Consider the following 18,970-nt stretch of genomic DNA (forward strand, 5'->3'; position numbering starts at 1 on the left):
ACCATTTACAAAAAGGATTTTTGTAAATGGTATAAACAGCAAGTGCGTAAGCACTTGCCAATAAACAACAAATACCGTTTCCAAAAAGTAAAATATTTAACTTACTTTTTGGAAACGGTATAGGCCAAGGCAACGTAGATTTTTTCTACGCCTTGGGCGGATTTTGCCGACGCGCGATGGCATTTCGATGCAGCTCGAGGTGTGCGCTGAGACGTCGAGGTTTAGCCTTCCTGTTGGGAAGAATGCCATAACGGCGTTTGCCGCGATTGGCATCATAATGAAGCTGGCGAACAACGCTATAACGAAGACCTAGTTACGTTAGTTGGAGAAGAGACTAGGATACTGAGCTGTTCACGCAAACGCAAGCGATAAGGGCTAAGAAGAACTCGCCTTGCTGCTTGATTCTGTAGCTGCTTTGCTATCGGATTTGGCTTCCCCTTTTGCCGTTTCGGCATCGGCTGGAGTCTTAGAATCATCGGATTTAGGAGCAGCATCCTTTTCCTCTCCAGCTTTCGATGGATTACTCGCGTGCGTAGCGCTGTTACTTGCACTAGAGCTTGCGTAGTCAGTCTTATACCAACCCGAACCCTTTAGATGAAAGGCGGCGGCCGAAACTAAACGGGATACCGCTTTGCCACAGGTAGGACAAGTGCGTAAGGCCTCATCTGTAATCTTCTGCACTAATTCAAAATCACCACAGTTGGGACATCTATACTCGTAAGTTGGCATAAGGTCTCAAGAAACACTCCCCTCGTATGAATCACACTTAACCAATAAGGAGTCTGCTGGAAAACTACGGTTTCCCAACCAAGCACTTGTGCGATTGGTTTTTTAACTCCTAAATATCAAAAAAAGAATTGTGGAGCGGGAGACGGGATTCGAACCCGCGACCCTCAGCTTGGAAGGCTGATGCTCTAGCCAACTGAGCTACTCCCGCAAAAAAAGTTTGGCTACTTTAGCGTAGGTCTAAGCCACAAGCAACCTAACGCAAGCTATGTTCGCCTTTGCCCAAAGGCTATGGCGATAAAAATTTATTTGGAGGGGACAGGATTCGAACCTGTGTAGACGTAAGCCAGCGGGTTTACAGCCCGCCCCCTTTAGCCTCTCGGGCACCCCTCCATATGTTTAAACAAATGCTTAAAAAAATAAGCTGGCGATGGGACTTGAACCCGCAACCTACTGATTACAAGTCAGTTGCTCTGCCAATTGAGCTACGCCAGCCCACGAAAAACTAGCAGAAGTTAGCAAAGGGCTACGCATTGGTCAAATCCACATTGGCGGAGCAATTTTCTACTTAATGTCTGTGCTAGTCTTAGATAGATGTTTATCGCATTTTTTAAGCAAATTTGAAAGTGTTATTCGTAGGTTAGCACATTTCTCTGGCTTCGCATCCATTAACGGGACAGAACCAAAGCGCAGGGCGTCAAGTTCATCCAAAAATTTCTCAACCGAACTTCTTAAAACTTCGTCAGAAATGTGTTTTCCCAAAACCTGCTTAATGTCTTTGGTAGTCGTAATTCCTGCCTCACTGTCTATTAAGCGCATACTTACGTAGTTAAAAAATATATTTGCCAACTTATCGAAAGGCTTTTGCTCCGCACTCAAATTGAGTTTACTTAATTTGACGCTAGCTTCCCGATACGCTCGGTTCTTTGGCGCTGCGTTTTTAAGAGCGGCGTTTCTATTACGACTGATACTCCAACAAGTAATTAGCGCTATTATCGGAACAAAAATAATAGCCATATCTCTTGCTTTCGGACTCACTGCAAACCTCTTCTTCCAGTCGGCAATGGTTGAAACTTGCGCCTGGGGGCGCAAATCTTCGCCTATTGCAATTACTTCCTGCTTAGCGGAATCCTGCGCAGTGCTAGAATTGCCTAGAGTTTTAGCCGATGTGTCTGCTACCACATTGCTAAACGCCTGCTCCACTAAAACATAAGACGAAGAACTCCGCAGAAACTCGTAACTTTGTGATTTAGGGTTAAAGACTAGAACACTAAAAACTGGAATTTGCTGTATGCCAATTTTTTTTGGCAATAGCTCCACTCGAAAAGTCTTTTCATGTTGCAAGCGCCCGTTTTTTTCTGAGCAAACTACTTCGCGCTTATCAAAAAAAAAGTTAAAGTTAGCAGCATTGTCATCATTTAATGGCTTTTCTAGTTCTAGAGGCCTCAAATTGGCGTCTCCGGACAAGCGAATATTGAGAGTTACGCTTCCTCCCAAGCGGACGTTAGAATTATCTATGCTCGATGCAATGCTTACTTCGCCAACGGGAATGTAGGAAAAGTTGATATTCCCAGCTGGCACAGGCGGCAGTGGCTTTATGTCGACCACAAATGGATGCGCACTTAAGATAAAATTCTTCTTCCCGGGCTCAAATCGAAGTTCCTCGCGTCTTAGTTCGTTAATGAGATGCTCGCTGTTAAATGCTAGCGAAAAGGCATCGCGGTTGTCCGCTGCGGAAGAATTAGACGTCTCCTCCGGCGCAGTATCTTTAGTCGCGCCTTTATGTATCGGCATTTCAAGCGTGATAGTCCTGGCCGGGATGCGCAAAGTTCCACCTACGGTGGCAAAAAGCGCCGTTGATTCAGTAGAAACGATAGCGCCTCCTTGGGGAGCTTTTATGGTAGAAGTTTTTATCGGTAATAGCGCCTCCTTCCAGCAATTTAAGAATTCAGCCGAGTTAATCGTTACGTGCTTAGTAAGAGGAGGGGTTACAGCTTCGAGCGTGTACGCAATTTGTTCGCCGACATAGGCGGTCTTAACATCAGTGGAGTGGGAAAAGCGATACGCGCTTTCTTGCGATAGTTGCTTTGGTGTAGAGCTAAGTATTCTTATTCGCGGCCATGATAGGGAATGAGTTTTATCGTCAATTGTGATGCGTGCATCAGCTAAGTCAAACAGGCCGTAGTGAATATTAGAGTCAATAAATAAATCGTAAGAGAAAATAACCTGCGAGGTCGTCTTTTCGTTATAGGCCGCCGTAGCTACATCACGTCCGTTTAGAACGGGTTTAAAATACTTGTTTGCAGTAAACTCCGGTGTAGCAAGCCCTTCAGCGCCTTCTCCGGTTACAATTATGCGCGCGTATAAAACTTCGCCAATTGTCGTCGCAGTGCGATCTAGGTGGTAGGTAACATTAACATCGGCACGAGAAGGCTTGTTAAATCCTAAAAGGAGACATGCAATAAAACACCAGGCGTAGAGGCTACAGGAAGACGAAGAATACTGCTTGCGTCTACAAATTCTCGTTCCGCAGCTGTAGGCCTCTATATCGATATGCCTCTTTGTGGTTCTACTTTTGAGCAGATTTCTCCCCAGCCTTTTCCTGTTTGCGAATGCCTTCTACTTCTATGGAAATCTTTACGTCATCACCAACGACAAGACCGCCGGTCTCTAAAACTTTATTCCAGGTAATGCCAAAATCGTGGCGATTAATTTTAGTGCTGGCGCTAAAAGCTGCACGCTCATTCCCCCATGGATCTTTAGCTATCCCGCCAAACTCGGCATCTAAAGTAATTTGCTTAGTAATACCAGCGATGCTTAGATCTCCACTTACTTTAAAAGAGTTCCCATCAATCTCGCTTATCTCCTTTGATACAAAAGTTATGCTTGGATGCTTTGCCGCACCAAAAAACTCATCGGAGCGAAGATGATCGTCGCGCTTTTTTACCCCAGTGTTAATGCTCTCCGTGGAAATGTTAGCTGAAGCTTTGGCGGCCTTGATGTTTTCGGGATCAAACGAAAAAGTTCCCTGAAACCTGTCAAAACTACCCTTAACGTTACTTATGCCCATGTGTTTAATCTGAAACATGATATGCGTATGTTCAGCGTCAATGTCGTAATCGGCAGCAAAAACCTCAAGAGGTGCAGTAATTGCGCCTATAAAATAAAAAACTACCATCATACGGTATAAAACACTCATGTTATAGCGCCTCCAATTATTAGGTAAATGCAGTACGTTTAATTTCATCGCTAATCGTCCGATAATTATTAAATGAAAAATGCCACTGATACAACCGTTCTCATAGTAGATGATATTGGCGAGATGCGTATGATTCTTCGCACAATATTAAGGCATATGGGGGTAAGAAACATTTTAGAGGCTGTCGACGGACTAAAGGCTATGGAGATTTTAGGGAATCTGGCCATGTCGCAAAAACTCGATCTAATTATCGCCGATTGGAACATGCCAAATATGTCTGGCTTGGATTTGTTAAAAGAAGTTCGGAAGAGTGCAGCTCTTAAGTACATACCGTTTTTAATGGTTACGTCAGAAAATGAATTAGAAAATGTTTTAAGTGCTAAGGACGCAGGTGTCACGGACTATGTCGTTAAGCCATTTAATACTCGTCTCCTAGAGGCTAAGTTAAGAGATAACCTAAATTTTCAGGAAAATTCATGAGTCAACTAATAGCTAAGTAATGGATACACCCAATAGTAAAATACTGCTAGTCGAAGATCAGGATGATATGCGAATGATTACTTCGATGATGCTTAGAAACATGGGCTTTCGCAGAGTTGTTGAGGCTGTAGACGGCAAAGATGCACTGGATGCTTTGGCCCAAATCGAGTCTACAGATCAGCTCGTCTTGATTATTGCTGACTGGAATATGCCGAAGATGAACGGTTTTGATTTACTTGTAGCCGTGAGATCCAAGGAGAGTTATAAGACAGTTCCCTTTTTGATGATTACTGCACAAAACGATAGAGAGAAAATAGTTAGTGCAATTGAAGCCGGAGTGACTGACTACATAGTGAAACCTTTTAGCGCAAAAGTGCTCGAGGAAAAGATCAATCGCGCCTTGGGAATTAAGCGATGATTTATGAACTCGCGTTCCCTTACGTATTCTTCTTTTTACTTACTGTTCTTTAGTTTTCAAGGCTTAATAACGGGATTCTTTCCGCTATATTGTAGAAATATCGGATTGCTCCCTTTTCAAATTGCACTCGTGTCTGCTTCGGAGAGTTTAGCCAATCTCTTGGGACCTCTGCTGCTTACGTCCTATCTTTACCAAAAGCCACATACTAGAAAGGTGTTGCTACAATGTAGTGTGGCAGCATGTTTTCTGTTCTTTCTATTATATTGCTTTAAATCCTTTTTTGCAGTGTTGGTTATTTGGTTTTTGTGCCTCTTTGTTCATAAATCCATCTTAGGGGTAGTAGATGCTGATGCTATTCGGGATGATGTGGGCGCAACCATTGAATATGGTCGGGTAAGGTTATGGGGTTCGGTGGGTTTTATGATTACCGTTTTCGTCCTGGGATGGCAACGGGATGAGTTTGGAATTAGCAGCACGTTACTTAGTGGTTTGTTTATCCTTGGGTTATTATGCGCTGCAAGCACCTTGGTGCCGGAGGTAAGTTTTGAGAAGGAAAAAAAACGAGCCCACACTTTTAAAACGTTTTTTGCAAGCATTTATAGCAAGAGTTTGATTCTGTTTCTCTTGGCATCCATGTTTTCCTGGGCGGCTGGTGGTTTATTTGTAACATATTTTTCTTTGCGCCTTGAGCAACTGGGCTGTAACGGCAAATTAATATCCCTTGCCTGGATCGTAGGGGTTGTAGCAGAAGTCGTGATTTTTGTTTATTTTACTGCCATTGAAAAATATTTTTCTTTGGTAACGGTGCTTCGCTGGAGCATTTTATTAACGGTATTGCGATGGGTGCTCGTCGCGACTAGTTCTAGCGTCTGGGTTATAATACTGTCGCAAACATTTCATGCTTTTAGTTTTGGAAGTTTGCATCTTTCGTCAATGAAGCTCATGCATAGCATGTTGCCCTCTGAACACAGATACAGGGGACAAGCACTTCTCATCGCAGTTAGTGGTGGCATTGGAACACTATTAGGGCGCCTAGTTGGAGGGCTTGGCGCCTATGTTTTGGGAGAGAAGTCCGACTTAAGTCAGCTTTTTTGGTTGTCCGTAGCGCTTTCCGCAATTGCAGCCTACTTTGCCTATAAGCTAAAGCCGTCCGAGGAGACTGCCTAGTTCCGCAAATCCCAAGCTTCTAGCCAGCGAGTGTTCTCGAGCCTGGCATGAAAGTTTTCCTTTAGTTGCCTCTCCATGTCTTCCATGTGGGCAGCTCCATAAAAAATGCCAATGGTTTTTTTCTTAGCTTTTAGTTCTGTTGCCAATACCTCAAGTGCTGCCCTATTGCGTGCGCCAACTAATGTATGCCCCAGTGGGCCCCTTAAAAGCAGCTCGATGTCAGCAGAACTCTCAAATTCCTTAGCCAAAATGCGCTTAAGTGCCAAAGCTCGCTTGGGGCTAAGGAGGGCAGCTAGGAGCTCCAAGTCTTGACTACCATCCTTGTGGGCTTGCTCTTTGGCGTAACTAAGCATCAATATTTGAAATACGATAGCGCCTATTCCGCCCTCTTGTTTGCGAAACAGTTCGAATAAGGTTGCCGGCGAAAGATCGGCATGGACGAAATTTGTTTTGCTGTAATCTACCTTGTCGAGCTGAAATTCGAGTTCTAAGAGCTGCTTCAATCCCATCTGTAGAGCTGAAATTGAATTGTTGCCGGCTGAGTGAGAAACGGGAATGGCATTGCCCTCTGGTGCTACTAACTCAAATAGCAATGCGTCGTACTTTTCAAACTCTTTGTTAAGCATTTGGTAGTATTTAGGATCTCCGATGTGAACAGCTGCGATTAAGTCGACAAAAATACACTCGCTTCGGTCGTTCGGTATGCAATACGTTTTTATTGCTGTCTGAAGCGCTATGGATTTACCCCCATTGCTTGGTTCTCTAAGGACTTTGAGAAAGTGCCTCGTTGAGATGCTATCTTGCCCACTATCTTTCGCTATCGTCTGGTCAATACTCTGGGAGGATATTTGCTCGTCGCTCGGCTCCTGAGCGAATGATAATTGCCAAGAGCTAAGAATTGCTAATAAGAGCAGCGACAAGGCCTTGCTCTTGGAAAAGATATGACTCAATTAACACCTCTAGTGGAGAGGTAGATTAGAGTCTGATCGAGACGGGCCGACGTCATCCTTTTCCTTGAAAATCTCAGCTATTAATTCCACAGCTTCGGCAAGAAAATAAAACTCATCACAGATTTTCTCTATAGCTTTGTTTGCCGAATCTGTTACTGACCAAGAATGTGTTTCTTTTGATTTTTTGTTCATAGCAGATAACAGTTACATTGGCTATTCTTTAAGCGAGCTGGTGAAAAATTATAGCCCTATGTGGATTATCGGTTTGTTTCTCCCGGACGTTAAGGGCGTCTTTTTCGCGATCTCTCAATTAGTGCACAAAGCACGATATGAGCCAATTAATGGCCCTTGTATTATTGAGGTTTTTTGCTTTCTACTTGCTAAGGTGTCAACATATGAGATCTCTGAGCGAATATTCTGACACGACCTCTTAGCTGGCGCTGGTATTTGTAAAGAACAAAATATTGCCAATAATCATTTAATGCGCCTCAAATGGCCTTTCTCCTTAGTAGCGTGAGGAGCTGTCTGATTATCCGGTTCCTTAGCTACCGAAGCATGTTCGTGTGGTGAGGGTGTGCCCGCGCCGCGTTCGACTTTAAACAGTTTCTTGCTAATAGCCGAAAGCTGTTGTTTTGCAGCCTGAAAAAATAATTCTTTGGGAATATCCTTGGGCCAAGTCCTCTGTTCGCCTTTGTCGCCAGTCATTCCCCAGATGCAGCTCCAGGGAAGTACGCATTTTTGGTACTTCCCTGAAAACTTTAGATATGTCGTAATTGCCTCATCGTCATGGGTAGTATCGCCCTGGAACAAATAGCTAAGTTTTAGGGTAAGGCCTGGATTGTCAGCCAAATGCTCAGGGACAATGCAGCTTTTTACACAGCTGTTTAGGTGCACGAGCACGTGGTCGCCGTTCATTAATTCCTCGAATACTTTACGTTTTTCAGTGTTTTGGGACAATTTCCGTCTCCATCGTTAGTTTGTTACCGAACTTACTTATACCGTTTCCAAAAAGTAAGTTAAATATTTTACTTTTTGGAAACAGTATTTGTTGTTTATTGGCAAGTGCTTACGCACTTGCTGTTTATCCCATTTACAAAAATCCTTTTTGTAAATGGGATAAATATCCTAGCAAATTTGGCCTAGCTCTGCACTATGGTGCCAAACATCTCAGTGAAATCAAATAGTCCTAAGGCCCAGGGTCGGGTGATTCGGCCTTAAGGTAGTTTCCTTAAATGTCGATTATTTACTTGTAGTAACACAGGGTATTTTTTAAATTGCTGAGGCTAGCCTATGCGCGTCCATCCTGCCATTGTAAATACTACCTACTCGAGATGGCATTTCCCTATCGCCATATTTGTACTCTTGATATTGCTAGCTTCTAATTTCCTGCAGGATCGCAGCAGCTCGGAACAGTCGTCCGCGTCGGCAGCAGTGCCGACAAGGGAAGTCATAGTTGCAATTGACTCACTGGAAGCCGGAGCGGCAATCTCCGAAGATTCTCTTGCTATCGAAGCTAGGCCCATAAATACATTGCCGTCAGACGTCGTGAGTGATTATCGAGAGGTGTTTGGCAAAATGGCCATTGGTCCAATTCCCGCTGGGTATCCATTGGCCAAAGCACTCTTAACCGACTATCGCACAAGGGATGATTCGGAACCGCAAGATCCTTTGGAAAATGCGATTGAGCTGAAGCTAGAAAGTATTCGCATGGCGACCGTTGCCTTGGGTGTTCAGTTTAATACTCTAGCGCCAGCACGGGGTGCGCGAATTGCCATAGCTATACAGAATTCGTCCGGACAATCGGCGCTTGTGGCCGACGAGGCCTGGGTTGAAAAATCTAATGGCAATTTCTCGCAGATTCGCCTTTCGCCACCGGCTGCACTATTTTTGCAGGAGATTCGAGCGATGGGGCAGTTTTCTTATTTCGAGCTAGCGGAAAATGGCCCAAGCCCTTTTAGCGGGCGCGTAGTGTCAAATGTCCACGATTTGCAGGCCAAATTAGGAGTCAGATCAGCAGCTGGCAATAAAACTGCTACTCGCTATGTAGGTCTGGAGAAGGTCCAACAAAGGCGGCCTGGTAGTTTCTCTAGCTATGCCTGGGTTACCGGTCAAGGAGTAAAGTATAGCATTGACGAAGATGGAAAAATCTATGTCATTAATCCAAATGGGCAAGTGTCACCACTTTATGACTACGCTATGCAAGAGCCTACTAATTCTTCGGGAAGCGCAAATGATACAAATGACACTACGACTAACGACGGCGATCGGCGTAATGCCAGAACTGGGCTAGAGCCCTTATATCCCTTCATGGGGGTAGAGGTAAATAAGTAAGACGCGAGCAGTGAAGTATAATGGCCGGACTACTAAAGCAGTTGCAGAAGGCAAAGCCAGGATTTAAGGCGTCTACGGACGAAGTATTGCTTACCCAACGCAAGAACTTACTCCCGACGGGCGTCGCAAATGTCAACGCTAGCGATGAGTCTGTCGAGGAGACAAGCAAATCGCGCGTCGCTGCCGGGATGCAGGAAGCGGAGCAACTGTTAAGCGAGCTTGTCGAGGAGTCTGCTCGTTCGATAAAAGCTGCGAATGTCGTCGGTACGTCTAGTCCCGCCATAGCTCAAGACGAAATCGAAAGATCTCCATCTGCGTCCTCTGCCTTAAAGTTTATTAGAAAGAAAAGAAAATCGTCCAGTGGAGCTTTAGTAGTAAAAAACTCTCGAGAGGAATTAGCTTGGTGGCAGGCTAACAAGAAAAGCAACTCACCTCAGGTTGAGGTATTAGTGCCGCAGGCGCGGAAAATGTTAAACGAAATACTTCCTAGTGATGGCAATATAGAAATAGATCTCAAAACTGCCGTGAGACGAGCAGTCGAAGTGGCCAGTCAAATGCTTAGCGAAGAGATGCGAATTACGGAAGCAGACCGCGAAAATGCTTTTGAGGAGTTATTTAGCCTACTAGCGGGAAAAGGACCGTTACAGCCATTATACGACGACGAGGGAATAACTGACATTTTTATAGATAATCACAGCAGCATTAAAGTGATTCGCAAGGGTCAAGCAATAGAGACGCCTTTTTCTTTTCGCAATGCCGGAGAGTATAAGGCTTATGTAAATGCGATGTTGCAGTCAGTGGACAGAGTGCTTAATATTAGTTCTCCCATAGTAGATTGCGCACTAGACGACAATTGGAGGAGCCGAGTTAGTGCAATCGATCCGTCGATCCTAGACGGAGACGAGCCGCGCGTTTGTATTCGCATACCGCGTCTGCAAAAAATCTCATTCTACGACATTTTGAACACGAAAACTCTTCCAGCTACGCTAGCAGCTTGGTTAGCTGAATTAGTTGTATCTGGAGAAGCAAACATTTTAGTGCTTGGACCAACCGGTTCCGGAAAGACGGTAATGACTACAGCCATACTAAGCGCTGTAGGGGCAGATGAGCGAATAATCACAATCGAAGACGTGCCAGAAATTTTTGTGCCAACAGCGCATCTAGAGAAACTGGTTTCTCGTCCAGCTAATGCACAGGGTCAGGGCGAGGTAAAAATGCCCGAGTTGCTAAAGGCGGCTTTGCGCCGTGCGCCTCATAGAATCGTCGTGGGTGAGATTCGAGATGAGGAGGGTCGTCTATTCCTAAGGGCTCTTGAAACTGGCCATGCTGGCTCAATTGCAACTATTCACGCCGACTCCTCGAGCGATAGCCTGTGGAGACTACTAGATGTCGTTGCAGCTTACGAATCGGCGCCGCAGGAAAGCATAATGCGTCGCATAGCGCGCTCTTTGCATATTACTATACGCATGGGCAAAGTTGACGGTCGTCCATGTTTGATGGAAGTAGCCGAGGTGCTGCCACCAGAGGGATTTGATTTTAGGGTGAGGCCGTTGGTTAAGTATGAGGGCATGAAGGGCGGAAAGAGGTCTTGGCGAATGATGACTAAGGACTCTTACTGGCTTAAGCGCATAGCAGAAAGAGGGGTAGAGCTTAGAGCGGGTCCGGGTTTGTTGAGTCCAGAAGACAAGCTGCCAGAAAGAGAGGCGTCGCAAGCGGGCGCATAAAAATAGATAAGGGTGTGGTAGAATGCGAGAAAGCGAGCGCCTAAAATTACTTAAGAGTAAGGCTAGTGAGCGCCTAGATGCCCTAAAGCGTAAGGGACAAGAGGCAAAGAGGATTAGGGCGCTAATCGACAAGGATAGCTTTACTGAAAAGTTGTACAGAGCTGGCATAGAAATGCCTGCTCCAATTTACGTGATGATGATAATCGCGACTGCTCTTATCGCAAGCGCGGTGTGTTGGTTCACTCTTGGGTGGGTTGTAGGTTTAACCGCGGCACCTACGATCTCATGTTATTATTGTTTTACGTATCTCAGCATCCGTGCGGAGAATAGGAGGCGGAAGGTCGTTTCAAGTCTTCCCGGTTTTATAGATGTGCTTACGGCTTCTTTGCAAACGGGATACAGTATGGAGCTTTCAGTGGAGCACGCCACAAATGCTCTTTCAAACGGCATCTTGAAAAGGGAATTTAGCAATGTCGTTAGCATGCTTAAAAGGGGCATTCCTCTGGCAGAGGCTTTGGAAATAATTGGTCGGCATATCGCCGGTAAGGAGGCGGTTGCTCTTACTATTACAATAAAAATGTTTGCGGATACTGGCGGACAGGTATTGACTCCCTTTAGAAGACTCGGGCTAAAAGTGAGAGAGCAGCAGGCCGTGTTGGAACGCGCATCGCGAGATTTAGTAGGAATAAAACAAGCGTTTCTCGTAATTTTTGCGCTTTCGTTTACGGCTCCTTTGTTCTTGTTGGTCAATGAGCCCGATTATATTTTGGATGCGTTTAAATATGGCGGTGGTGTCGGGTACGTAATGCAAGTTGCGGTTGCGGTACAGATGCTATGCTTTGTGTGTTTTAGGAAGATCACGGCTTTGAGGGTGTAGCTAAAATGTTTGAGGGCTTGATAGTTGCCGTTATTTGTTTGTGGATGTGCTCGTACTTTGTTCAGGGAGAGTGTTTGACCTTTCGTGAGCTTGGGCGCTTTAAATTGTCTTCAGCTGAAAGTGTCGGGGGTGGTTGGGGAGAGAATTTAGAGAAGTGGTTTGAGATGTTGGGAAAGGCATTTGGTAAGTCTGGGAGCGTCCGGAACGAAAGTGTACTGACACTATATGAGGACATGGAAGCGAAAATGCGCGAAGCGGGTCTGGAGAAGGCTAGCGATCACGGGCGATTTGTTTTAATTCGACTGGGGTGTTACTTGAGTTGGCCGCTTCTAGTAATTTTTGCTTGCTTTAATTTTTCGACCTACTATGCAAGCGTGACCGCAATATTTGGCTTTGCCTTTGTCGTCGTTATGCCTCACCTGTTTCTTAGTCGAAAGATCGTCGGTCGAAAAGAGGATATTCAGAGGGAGCTACCATTGGTAGTGGATTTGACGAACCTCGCTACTAGTGCTGGCTGGGATATTTCTGTAGCCTTAGATAAGGTCGTGGAAGCAGTGGCCTTGGAATACCCAAGACATCCACTCATTAAGGAGTTGCGCAAGGCTCATTGGCTTGCTCAAAGAGGATATACATGGTCTGAAGCGCTCGAGTGGGTTGCAAAGAGGCTTCGCGAAGAAGAGTCCGTGAGTCGAGTGATGTTTGCGCTCATACAGGCAATGGAACACGGGGGTGATATGACACAAGCTTTGGCGGGGATTGCTCAGGATTCGGAGCGCAGTTATTACGCGGGGCTAGATAAGCGATTAGCGGCGGTTCCGGGCAAAGCTCTCGTAATTACCATGGTGCTATTTCTTTGTTATTTTGCTATTTTGCTTGCACCAGCCGCAACCGGCTTAAGGGGCAGCTTTGGGGCTTTGTGAGTAAATAGATGTGGATTATAGAGGGGTATAGCAAGTGGGTAGCGCGATTCATGTGTTAATAATTGAAGACTCGCCATCGCAGGCGGCTATTATTGCCAATATTGTTAGCGAGGCTGGCTATAGAGTAAGCGTTTATACGGCTTTGCCGACGGGGATTGTGGAACTGTTGCTCACCGAAGAACCAGATATAGTGCTGTTGGATTTAATGTTGTTGGATGAAGATGGGAAGGCAATGGCGGATGGTTTTCAGCTATGCAGGGATATTAAGCGTGCACATGCAGAGATACCCGTAGTGGTTGTTACTTCGGAGGGTGAAGAAGAAGCATGTGAGTGGGCATTGTTGCAAGGTGCTGATGCTTTTTTGCAAAAGCCCTTTGCCAAGGAAGATCTCGTGCAAGTAATTGAGGAAACTTTAAAAGAGTGTTCCGACTAGTCTATATTTTGTTTTTCGCTACATAATGAAGATATTAGTTATAGATTCTGATGAGGAGCTTCGCAATACGCTAGTCTTGCGAATTCAAGATGCGTTGCTACAGGCTGATCTTCGGCGCATTGATGTGGTTAGTGGCGGCTTTGATTTTTTAGGCATTGTAGCGAAGGAAAAGGATTTGCCTTTTTGTTGCTTTTTGGGGCCAGGTTGTCACGAGCACGTGGAAAGAGCGATAGAAAAACTTCGCGCGACTTTTCCGACGCTGCCACTTGCTCTAGTGGTTAGCAATGATGTTTATGCCGAGCAAGCGGTTGAACTCCGCAAATATCTGAGCATTAGAATCATTGCAGTTGCCGATGTTGGTCAGATGGTCGATTTTGTCATGGACTGCGAGGATCTCGCCGGTCATACTTCTGGTTTTAAAAACCGCGGCGTTGTTACTATTGCTCAACTTAAAGGTGGCGTTGGAGGTTCGACAGTGGCCGCAGGCCTGGCGGCTTGTTGGGCGCGACACGGTCTGTCGGTTGCATTGTTGGATTTTGACGATTTAAATCCACAGATCACGCAGTGGGGACGGGTAAGTATAGCGCAACGAAAGGTAGTTTTAGAGTTTTTGACGAAGGGTGCGGTAGATCGGGAGAGAATCAATGAGATGGTTTTTCCGGTCGAGGGATATGAAGGAAAGTTAGTAGTGGTTGGGCAGCCAGAGCAGTATCAGGATAGTTTCCACTTCAAGGCAGATGTAATAGATGGTGCGCCTAGCAGCGCGGTTTTTGTCGGTTCACTTCTAAATGTTTTGCAGGAGGAATTTGATATTATTGTCGTCGACAGCGGAAGATCTTGGGGTATCGCGACCTTTGCCGTGTTGCCGCTTAGTAAATACGTGTTACTAGTTACGGATGATGACGGAATGTCGGTTCGCAGGAGTATAGACAACCTCGAGCGCTTGTATAAGGCATCTGACGATGAGAGCGAATTTGACCTAGGCAAGTGGAGTGTCGTCCTAAATGCCTATACAGGTCGCCTCTTATCTCCAAAAGATTTGGGATTGGAGCTTCACGATCTAGAATTGTTTCCCGATTCTGCTGCGCTTTATACCATTCCCTTTTCCGAAAAAGGGCGACAATGGGGCGCGCCGGGTGAGAGTTTATATGATTTGGCAGAGCCAGCCGTAGTAGAGTCATTGCAGAAAATAGCTTCCAGCATGATTCCATTCCGGAGAGATGTCGAACATCCGCACCTATATGATAAGGTTCGAAAAAAAATCCAAAAGTTAGTAGGTCCTCACTAAAGCGCCTGAGGGCGTTGCCAAAAGTTAATTCGATTATTATAAAGTCTTCAGCAAGAATTGTGATGAGAGCTATCCTGTTTGGTTTATACCGTTTCCAAAAAGTAAAATATTTAACTTACTTTTTGGGAACGGTATATTTGAATTTGCAGCGAGAATAGCGACAATAGAGTTAGGAGACACATAGCAGTGCCAGTAATTGACGTAGCATTAGTTGAAGAATCGCAAAATCGTTATCTAACGTATGCACTTAGCGTGGTTAGTGGGCGAGCACTACCCGATGTTAGAGATGGACTAAAGCCGGTGCAGCGAAGGATTATATACGCAATGTATAAGAACCTTCGCTTGGTGCCGGAGAAGGCGCACAGAAAGTCGGCTGCGGTTGTGGGCGAAGTGCTGGCGCGCTTTCATCCCCATGGCGATACTGCCTGTTATGATGCCATGGTGCGCATGGCTCAGGAGTTTTCGCTGCGCTATCCCTTGGTAGATGGACAGGGAAATTTTGGCTCATTGGATGGCGATGCAGCTGCTGCCTACCGATATACCGAAGCGCGACTAACGCCTATTGCGCTAGAAGTAGTAGGGGATATTAATCAAGAGACGGTTTTTGAGCGCGATAACTTCGATCAAACTGTAAAAGAACCGGTCGTTCTTCCTGCGCGCATTCCAAACCTCATAATTAATGGCGCGAGTGGTATTGCCGTTGGTATGGCTACGGCAATACCCCCGCATAATCTGAAGGAGGTAATAAATGCTATACTTCTTATTCTAGAAGAGCCAAGTATTAGCGATGCTAGCTTGTTGAAAGTAATTAAAGGACCAGATTTTCCTACTGGCTGCGAATTATTAAATACTCGTTCCGAGTTAGAAGAAATATACAGCACAGGCAAGGGTGCCATTCGCATGCGCGCGAGCTTTATGGAGGAAGAGCATGGGCGAAAGCGATTGTTGGTATTTACGTCGATTCCCTATGCCATCGATAAGTCTGTGTTGGTAGAAAAGATAGCAGATTTAATCTTGGAAAAAAAGTTGCCGCAGTTGTTGGATGTTCGCGATGAGTCTACCGACGAAGTGCGAATAGTGACGGAAGTTGCTCCTGACGCCAATACGGATAGCGTATTGGCATATTTGTTTAAACACACAGCGTTGCAGGCAAATTTTAACGTAAATTTAACTGCTTTAGTGCCGACCAAAAATCCACTATCGGGAAAGCCAATGTTGTTGTCACTTCGCGCAATGCTGGAACACTTCGTCGATTTCCGTTTAGAAGTTGTGCGCAAGAAACTGATGTTTGAAAAGCGGAACTTGGAAGCACGCATTCATTTGTTAAATGGATTAGTCTTGATATTTCCCTTCTTAGAGAAGGTGATCGACTTAATTAGAAAGAGCGAGGGGAGGGGAGATGCGGCTAAGCGGTTAGAGAAGGCTTTTAAGTTATCTGAAGAACAAGCTCTTTTTATAGTTGACCTTAGGCTTTACCAATTATCAAAAACTTCCATCGATGAGGTGGAAGGTGAGCTTGAGCACAAGACTTCAAGGGTGAACGAGATCAATGCTTTGTTGTCTAGCGAGAAGGCATTGAAGCGGCTAATTGCCGACGAGTTAGAGCGCATTTCGGCGCAATTTGGTGACAAGAGAAGGTCTAAGGTATTAAATGAGTTTGCGGAACTGGAGTACGTAAAAGAAGCGTATGTTCAGCATGAAGACGTGAAGGTAATAGTATCTAAGGACGGTTGGATAAAGCGCATTAAGAGTGCAAATGATCCGTCTTCCACAAGAGTGCGGCAGGGCGATAGCGTATTGTATGCCCTAGATGCTTCAACTAGAGACTCGCTTGCGATTTTTTCGACAATGGGGAACGCGTTTGTCTCCAGGGTCTCAGATATAACTGCGACGTCCGGCTTTGGCGAGCCTGTCCAAAAACTCTTTAAGTTTCAAGATGGAGAGCAAATTGCTGCATGTGTGATCGTCGAGAGGGATGAGAGTGGCGAAGTCAAGATGGGCGAACAGGAAATGCTGATATATTCCAAACACGGCCTGGGTTTTCGTTTCCATAAGAATGTGTTGTCGGATACAAAAAAAATAGGAAAGCGCCTCATGAAGTTGGGAGCTGGCGATGTAATAGGCGGAGTTTTGGCGTTAAACAAAGAGATGCTCTTACTAGTAAGCGAACAGGGATACGGCCTTTGTATATTGAGGAGCGAGCTTCCATTGCTTGGCGGAGCGGCCAAAGGCGTTATCTTGCAGCGGCTGCCCAAAGGAGATGCTTTGGTCATAGCTGCATGTGTCGCTAAACATGATGGGGTAACGATTTTAACAGTAGAAGGTGCAAAGCGAAAGGTTGATGTTAGCGCACTTGGCCTCGGCAAGCGCGCCAGTCGTGGCCTCAAGGTGGCTAAGAAGAGCATTCGCGTTGTAGGCTTGGCGTAGTGTGATGTTGTAAAAGAGCAAGAATATTGTGGGGAACTAGTTAATGGCGCAGGGAAGATACGAAGCAGCAGACATAGAGGTTTTGGAAGGCTTAGAACCGGTGCGAAAGCGGCCCGGGATGTTTATTGCTGGCACTGACACTCCTGCGGGGCTTCATCAACTCGTATCTGAGATACTAGATAATAGCGTGGACGAGGCCATGAATGGATATGCCACGCGGATAGAGGTTTGTTTGCATGCGGACGGAAGTAGCGTGACGATATCGGACAATGGTCGCGGAATTCCGGTTGAAAAACATCCCAAGTTCAATAGACCAACTCTGGAGTTAATTCTCACAACGCTTCATGCCGGCGGAAAATTTAGCGACAAGAACTATGCAACTGCAGGTGGCCTGCACGGCGTGGGAACATCTGTCGTAAACGCCTTAAGTGAGGAACTGATAGCGACGGTTAGGCGAGGTGGCAAGGAATATGCGCAGCGGTTTGCTAGGGGTATCCCACAGGGAGCGATTAAGGTTACTAAGCGAGATGTAAATACCACTGGCACGGAGATGTTTTTTAGGCCAGATTCGCAGATTTTTTCCTCAACGCAATTTTCGCCGAGCGTAGTTCGATCTCTAGTGCAGACCAAGGCTTACTTAAATCCCGGGCTTAAGCTTTTGTTTGTAGATGAGGCGAGGCAGAGTCGAGAAGAATTTGAGTACGACAATGGGCTTAGCTCATATTTAAAGGAATTATTGGAGGCAAGGAGTTTAGAGCCTGTGGGTGGGGAGGCTTTCCACATTGAGAGTATAAATGGCACTCATGTGTCAATTGCTTTAGCATGGACGGAGTCGAATAAGGAGGAGTTTTGGTCGTATGTAAATGGCATACATACTACGGAGGGCGGCTCGCATGAGATAGGTGCGCGGAACGGCATTCTAAAGGCTGTGCGCAATTATATAAATGTCCATGACTTGCAGCCAAAGGGTGTAAAAATAATTTCGGAGGATATTCGCGAGGGCATTTTATGTTTGGTGTCCGTTAAGCTTCCGAGCAGTGATTTTAGTCCGCAGTTTCAGGGGCAAACAAAGAGCAAGCTAAACAATCCAGAAGTGACGCCAATAGTTGAATCAGCTGTGAGAAGTCTTGAGCGTCTGTTAAATGAAAAGCAGACGGTGGCACAGGCTGTAGCAAATCGCGTCATTTTAGCTGCCAGGGCTCGGGTTGCCTCGCGCGCAGCGCAGCAAAGCGTAACGAGAAAAATTGGAGTGAGTCACCGCCTAAATCTTCCCGGTAAGTTGGCTGACTGTAGTGGCACTAGGCAAGATCAGACTGAGCTTTTTATCGTAGAGGGAGATAGTGCCGGTGGCAGTGCTAAGCAGGCGAGAGATAGGCATTTTCAGGCAGTGTTGCCTTTGCGTGGCAAGGTTTTAAACACCATCGCTGCTTCTGGAAAGAATATTTTAGAAAATAAGGAGTTGTCCAATATCATTTCCGCCTTAGGAAGTGGCATTCGCGATAAGTTTAGTAAGGCCAAACTCCGCTATGGTAAGGTAATCATCCTTACCGATGCCGATGCGGATGGAATGCACATTAGCACTTTGTTGTTGGCATTCTTTTTTTCTTATTTTAGGCCGCTGATTGAGTGTGGGGCATTGTATCTTGGACGACCGCCACTTTATGGCATATTCCCAGATAAGAATTCTACGCAGAAGACCGGAAAAGCTTCAGGTGGTAAAAAGAAGAGGGGGGGCTTAGAGAATGCCTATTGGGCATATAGCGATGATGAACTTGAGCAAGTAATAAGGCAACATAAACTATCTTCGCCAAAAATTGTTAGATACAAGGGTTTGGGCGAGATGAATCCTGAAACCCTTTGGGAGACGACTTTAGATCCAGCAACTCGCACGCTGTTAAGGGTAACTACGGCCGATGAGGCTAAAACCTGGGATGCCCTTAATGTGCTAATGGGGAATGACTCGTCAGGCAGGTACGAACTTATTCAAACCTATGCTGCTCAACTCGAACCCATAGTATAGAGCAAAAGCT

Annotated in this window: 18 protein-coding genes and 3 tRNA genes; 12 read left to right on the forward strand and 9 right to left on the reverse strand. The window is 45.6% G+C overall.

Annotated elements, in window-relative coordinates; genetic code table 11:
• Nucleotides 1–163: 163 nt before the first annotated feature.
• The gene (locus IT291_01405) at nucleotides 164–313 is read left to right on the forward strand and encodes a hypothetical protein (GenBank protein MCC6219879.1); all 150 of its coding nucleotides are present in this window, start codon (nucleotides 164–166) and stop codon (nucleotides 311–313) included.
• Between the two features lie 62 nt (nucleotides 314–375).
• On the opposite strand, the gene IT291_01410 is transcribed toward IT291_01405, so the two are convergent.
• The 6 genes from IT291_01410 to IT291_01435 form a co-directional block, all read right to left on the reverse strand.
• Nucleotides 376–729, reverse strand: a complete 354-nt coding sequence (locus IT291_01410; protein MCC6219880.1) for a zinc ribbon domain-containing protein — start codon at nucleotides 727–729, stop codon at nucleotides 376–378.
• Nucleotides 730–860: 131 nt separating this feature from the next.
• Nucleotides 861–937: transfer RNA gene (locus IT291_01415), tRNA-Gly, on the reverse strand.
• A 99-nt stretch (nucleotides 938–1,036) separates the two neighbouring features.
• Nucleotides 1,037–1,119 (reverse strand) — tRNA-Tyr (locus tag IT291_01420).
• Between the two features lie 29 nt (nucleotides 1,120–1,148).
• Nucleotides 1,149–1,221 (reverse strand) — tRNA-Thr (locus IT291_01425).
• A gap of 69 nt (nucleotides 1,222–1,290) precedes the next feature.
• Nucleotides 1,291–3,321 (reverse strand): BatD family protein, encoded by a 2,031-nt coding sequence (locus IT291_01430; protein MCC6219881.1) that lies wholly within the window; start codon nucleotides 3,319–3,321, stop codon nucleotides 1,291–1,293.
• Nucleotides 3,296–3,907, reverse strand: coding sequence for a polyisoprenoid-binding protein (locus tag IT291_01435; GenBank protein ID MCC6219882.1), 612 nt, complete (start codon nucleotides 3,905–3,907; stop codon nucleotides 3,296–3,298). Before IT291_01435 ends, IT291_01430 begins: the two co-directional genes overlap by 26 nt.
• Before the next feature lie 90 nt (nucleotides 3,908–3,997).
• On the opposite strand from IT291_01435, the gene IT291_01440 reads away from it, so the two are divergent.
• The 3 genes from IT291_01440 to IT291_01450 are packed head-to-tail and all read left to right on the forward strand — an operon-like array spanning nucleotide 3,998 to nucleotide 5,990.
• Nucleotides 3,998–4,405 (forward strand): response regulator, encoded by a 408-nt coding sequence (locus tag IT291_01440; GenBank protein ID MCC6219883.1) that lies wholly within the window; start codon nucleotides 3,998–4,000, stop codon nucleotides 4,403–4,405.
• Nucleotides 4,406–4,424: 19 nt separating this feature from the next.
• The gene (locus tag IT291_01445; GenBank protein MCC6219884.1) at nucleotides 4,425–4,823 is read left to right on the forward strand and encodes a response regulator; all 399 of its coding nucleotides are present in this window, start codon (nucleotides 4,425–4,427) and stop codon (nucleotides 4,821–4,823) included.
• Between the two features lie 3 nt (nucleotides 4,824–4,826).
• Nucleotides 4,827–5,990, forward strand: coding sequence for an MFS transporter (locus tag IT291_01450; protein MCC6219885.1), 1,164 nt, complete (start codon nucleotides 4,827–4,829; stop codon nucleotides 5,988–5,990).
• Here IT291_01450 and IT291_01455 read toward each other — a convergent pair.
• The 3 genes from IT291_01455 to IT291_01465 form a co-directional block, all read right to left on the reverse strand.
• Entirely contained in the window at nucleotides 5,987–6,940 is a 954-nt protein-coding gene (locus IT291_01455; protein ID MCC6219886.1) for a hypothetical protein, read from the reverse strand. The two genes, IT291_01450 and IT291_01455, sit on opposite strands and share 4 nt — an antisense overlap.
• Nucleotides 6,941–6,949: 9 nt before the next feature.
• Entirely contained in the window at nucleotides 6,950–7,132 is a 183-nt protein-coding gene (locus tag IT291_01460) for a hypothetical protein (protein ID MCC6219887.1), read from the reverse strand.
• Between the two features lie 282 nt (nucleotides 7,133–7,414).
• Nucleotides 7,415–7,855: a hypothetical protein gene (locus tag IT291_01465; protein MCC6219888.1), complete on the reverse strand. Its 441-nt coding sequence runs from the start codon at nucleotides 7,853–7,855 to the stop codon at nucleotides 7,415–7,417.
• A 375-nt stretch (nucleotides 7,856–8,230) separates the two neighbouring features.
• Between IT291_01465 and IT291_01470 the strand changes: the two genes are divergently transcribed.
• The 8 genes from IT291_01470 to IT291_01505 all read left to right on the forward strand — a co-directional run bounded on the left by IT291_01470 (nucleotide 8,231) and on the right by IT291_01505 (nucleotide 18,960).
• A complete protein-coding gene (locus tag IT291_01470; GenBank protein ID MCC6219889.1) occupies nucleotides 8,231–9,271 on the forward strand; it encodes a hypothetical protein in 1,041 nt (346 codons plus the stop codon).
• A 20-nt stretch (nucleotides 9,272–9,291) separates the two neighbouring features.
• Nucleotides 9,292–10,995, forward strand: coding sequence for a CpaF family protein (locus IT291_01475; protein MCC6219890.1), 1,704 nt, complete (start codon nucleotides 9,292–9,294; stop codon nucleotides 10,993–10,995).
• A gap of 22 nt (nucleotides 10,996–11,017) precedes the next feature.
• Nucleotides 11,018–11,872 carry a type II secretion system F family protein gene (locus IT291_01480; GenBank protein MCC6219891.1) on the forward strand — a complete coding sequence of 285 codons (855 nt, stop codon included), beginning with the start codon at nucleotides 11,018–11,020 and terminating at the stop codon, nucleotides 11,870–11,872.
• A 5-nt stretch (nucleotides 11,873–11,877) separates the two neighbouring features.
• On the forward strand, nucleotides 11,878–12,792 hold the full coding sequence (locus tag IT291_01485; protein ID MCC6219892.1) for a type II secretion system F family protein: 915 nt from the start codon (nucleotides 11,878–11,880) through the stop codon (nucleotides 12,790–12,792).
• A gap of 34 nt (nucleotides 12,793–12,826) precedes the next feature.
• On the forward strand, nucleotides 12,827–13,225 hold the full coding sequence (locus IT291_01490) for a response regulator (GenBank protein ID MCC6219893.1): 399 nt from the start codon (nucleotides 12,827–12,829) through the stop codon (nucleotides 13,223–13,225).
• A gap of 25 nt (nucleotides 13,226–13,250) precedes the next feature.
• Nucleotides 13,251–14,513, forward strand: a complete 1,263-nt coding sequence (locus tag IT291_01495; protein ID MCC6219894.1) for a ParA family protein — start codon at nucleotides 13,251–13,253, stop codon at nucleotides 14,511–14,513.
• Between the two features lie 186 nt (nucleotides 14,514–14,699).
• Nucleotides 14,700–16,940 carry a DNA topoisomerase 4 subunit A gene (locus IT291_01500; GenBank protein MCC6219895.1) on the forward strand — a complete coding sequence of 747 codons (2,241 nt, stop codon included), beginning with the start codon at nucleotides 14,700–14,702 and terminating at the stop codon, nucleotides 16,938–16,940.
• A gap of 43 nt (nucleotides 16,941–16,983) precedes the next feature.
• The gene (locus tag IT291_01505) at nucleotides 16,984–18,960 is read left to right on the forward strand and encodes a type IIA DNA topoisomerase subunit B (GenBank protein ID MCC6219896.1); all 1,977 of its coding nucleotides are present in this window, start codon (nucleotides 16,984–16,986) and stop codon (nucleotides 18,958–18,960) included.
• Nucleotides 18,961–18,970: the final 10 nt, after the last annotated feature.

It is taken from the genome of Deltaproteobacteria bacterium (assembly GCA_020845775.1).
Taxonomy (GTDB): Bacteria; Bdellovibrionota_C; UBA2361; order SZUA-149; family JADLFC01; genus JADLFC01.

What these genes read in the sequence shown, in the direction of transcription:
- IT291_01410 (MCC6219880.1), bottom strand. Translation starts at nt 729, where the DNA reads ATGCCAACTTACGAGTATAGATGTCCCAACTGTGGTGATTTTGAATTA.
- IT291_01435 (MCC6219882.1), bottom strand. Translation starts at nt 3,907, where the DNA reads ATGATGGTAGTTTTTTATTTTATAGGCGCAATTACTGCACCTCTTGAG.
- IT291_01440 (MCC6219883.1), top strand. Translation starts at nt 3,998, where the DNA reads ATGAAAAATGCCACTGATACAACCGTTCTCATAGTAGATGATATTGGC.
- IT291_01445 (MCC6219884.1), top strand. Translation starts at nt 4,425, where the DNA reads ATGGATACACCCAATAGTAAAATACTGCTAGTCGAAGATCAGGATGAT.
- IT291_01450 (MCC6219885.1), top strand. Translation starts at nt 4,827, where the DNA reads ATGAACTCGCGTTCCCTTACGTATTCTTCTTTTTACTTACTGTTCTTT.
- IT291_01460 (MCC6219887.1), bottom strand. Translation starts at nt 7,132, where the DNA reads ATGAACAAAAAATCAAAAGAAACACATTCTTGGTCAGTAACAGATTCG.
- IT291_01465 (MCC6219888.1), bottom strand. Translation starts at nt 7,855, where the DNA reads ATGAACGGCGACCACGTGCTCGTGCACCTAAACAGCTGTGTAAAAAGC.
- IT291_01470 (MCC6219889.1), top strand. Translation starts at nt 8,231, where the DNA reads ATGCGCGTCCATCCTGCCATTGTAAATACTACCTACTCGAGATGGCAT.
- IT291_01475 (MCC6219890.1), top strand. Translation starts at nt 9,292, where the DNA reads ATGGCCGGACTACTAAAGCAGTTGCAGAAGGCAAAGCCAGGATTTAAG.
- IT291_01480 (MCC6219891.1), top strand. Translation starts at nt 11,018, where the DNA reads ATGCGAGAAAGCGAGCGCCTAAAATTACTTAAGAGTAAGGCTAGTGAG.
- IT291_01485 (MCC6219892.1), top strand. Translation starts at nt 11,878, where the DNA reads ATGTTTGAGGGCTTGATAGTTGCCGTTATTTGTTTGTGGATGTGCTCG.
- IT291_01495 (MCC6219894.1), top strand. Translation starts at nt 13,251, where the DNA reads ATGAAGATATTAGTTATAGATTCTGATGAGGAGCTTCGCAATACGCTA.
- IT291_01505 (MCC6219896.1), top strand. Translation starts at nt 16,984, where the DNA reads ATGGCGCAGGGAAGATACGAAGCAGCAGACATAGAGGTTTTGGAAGGC.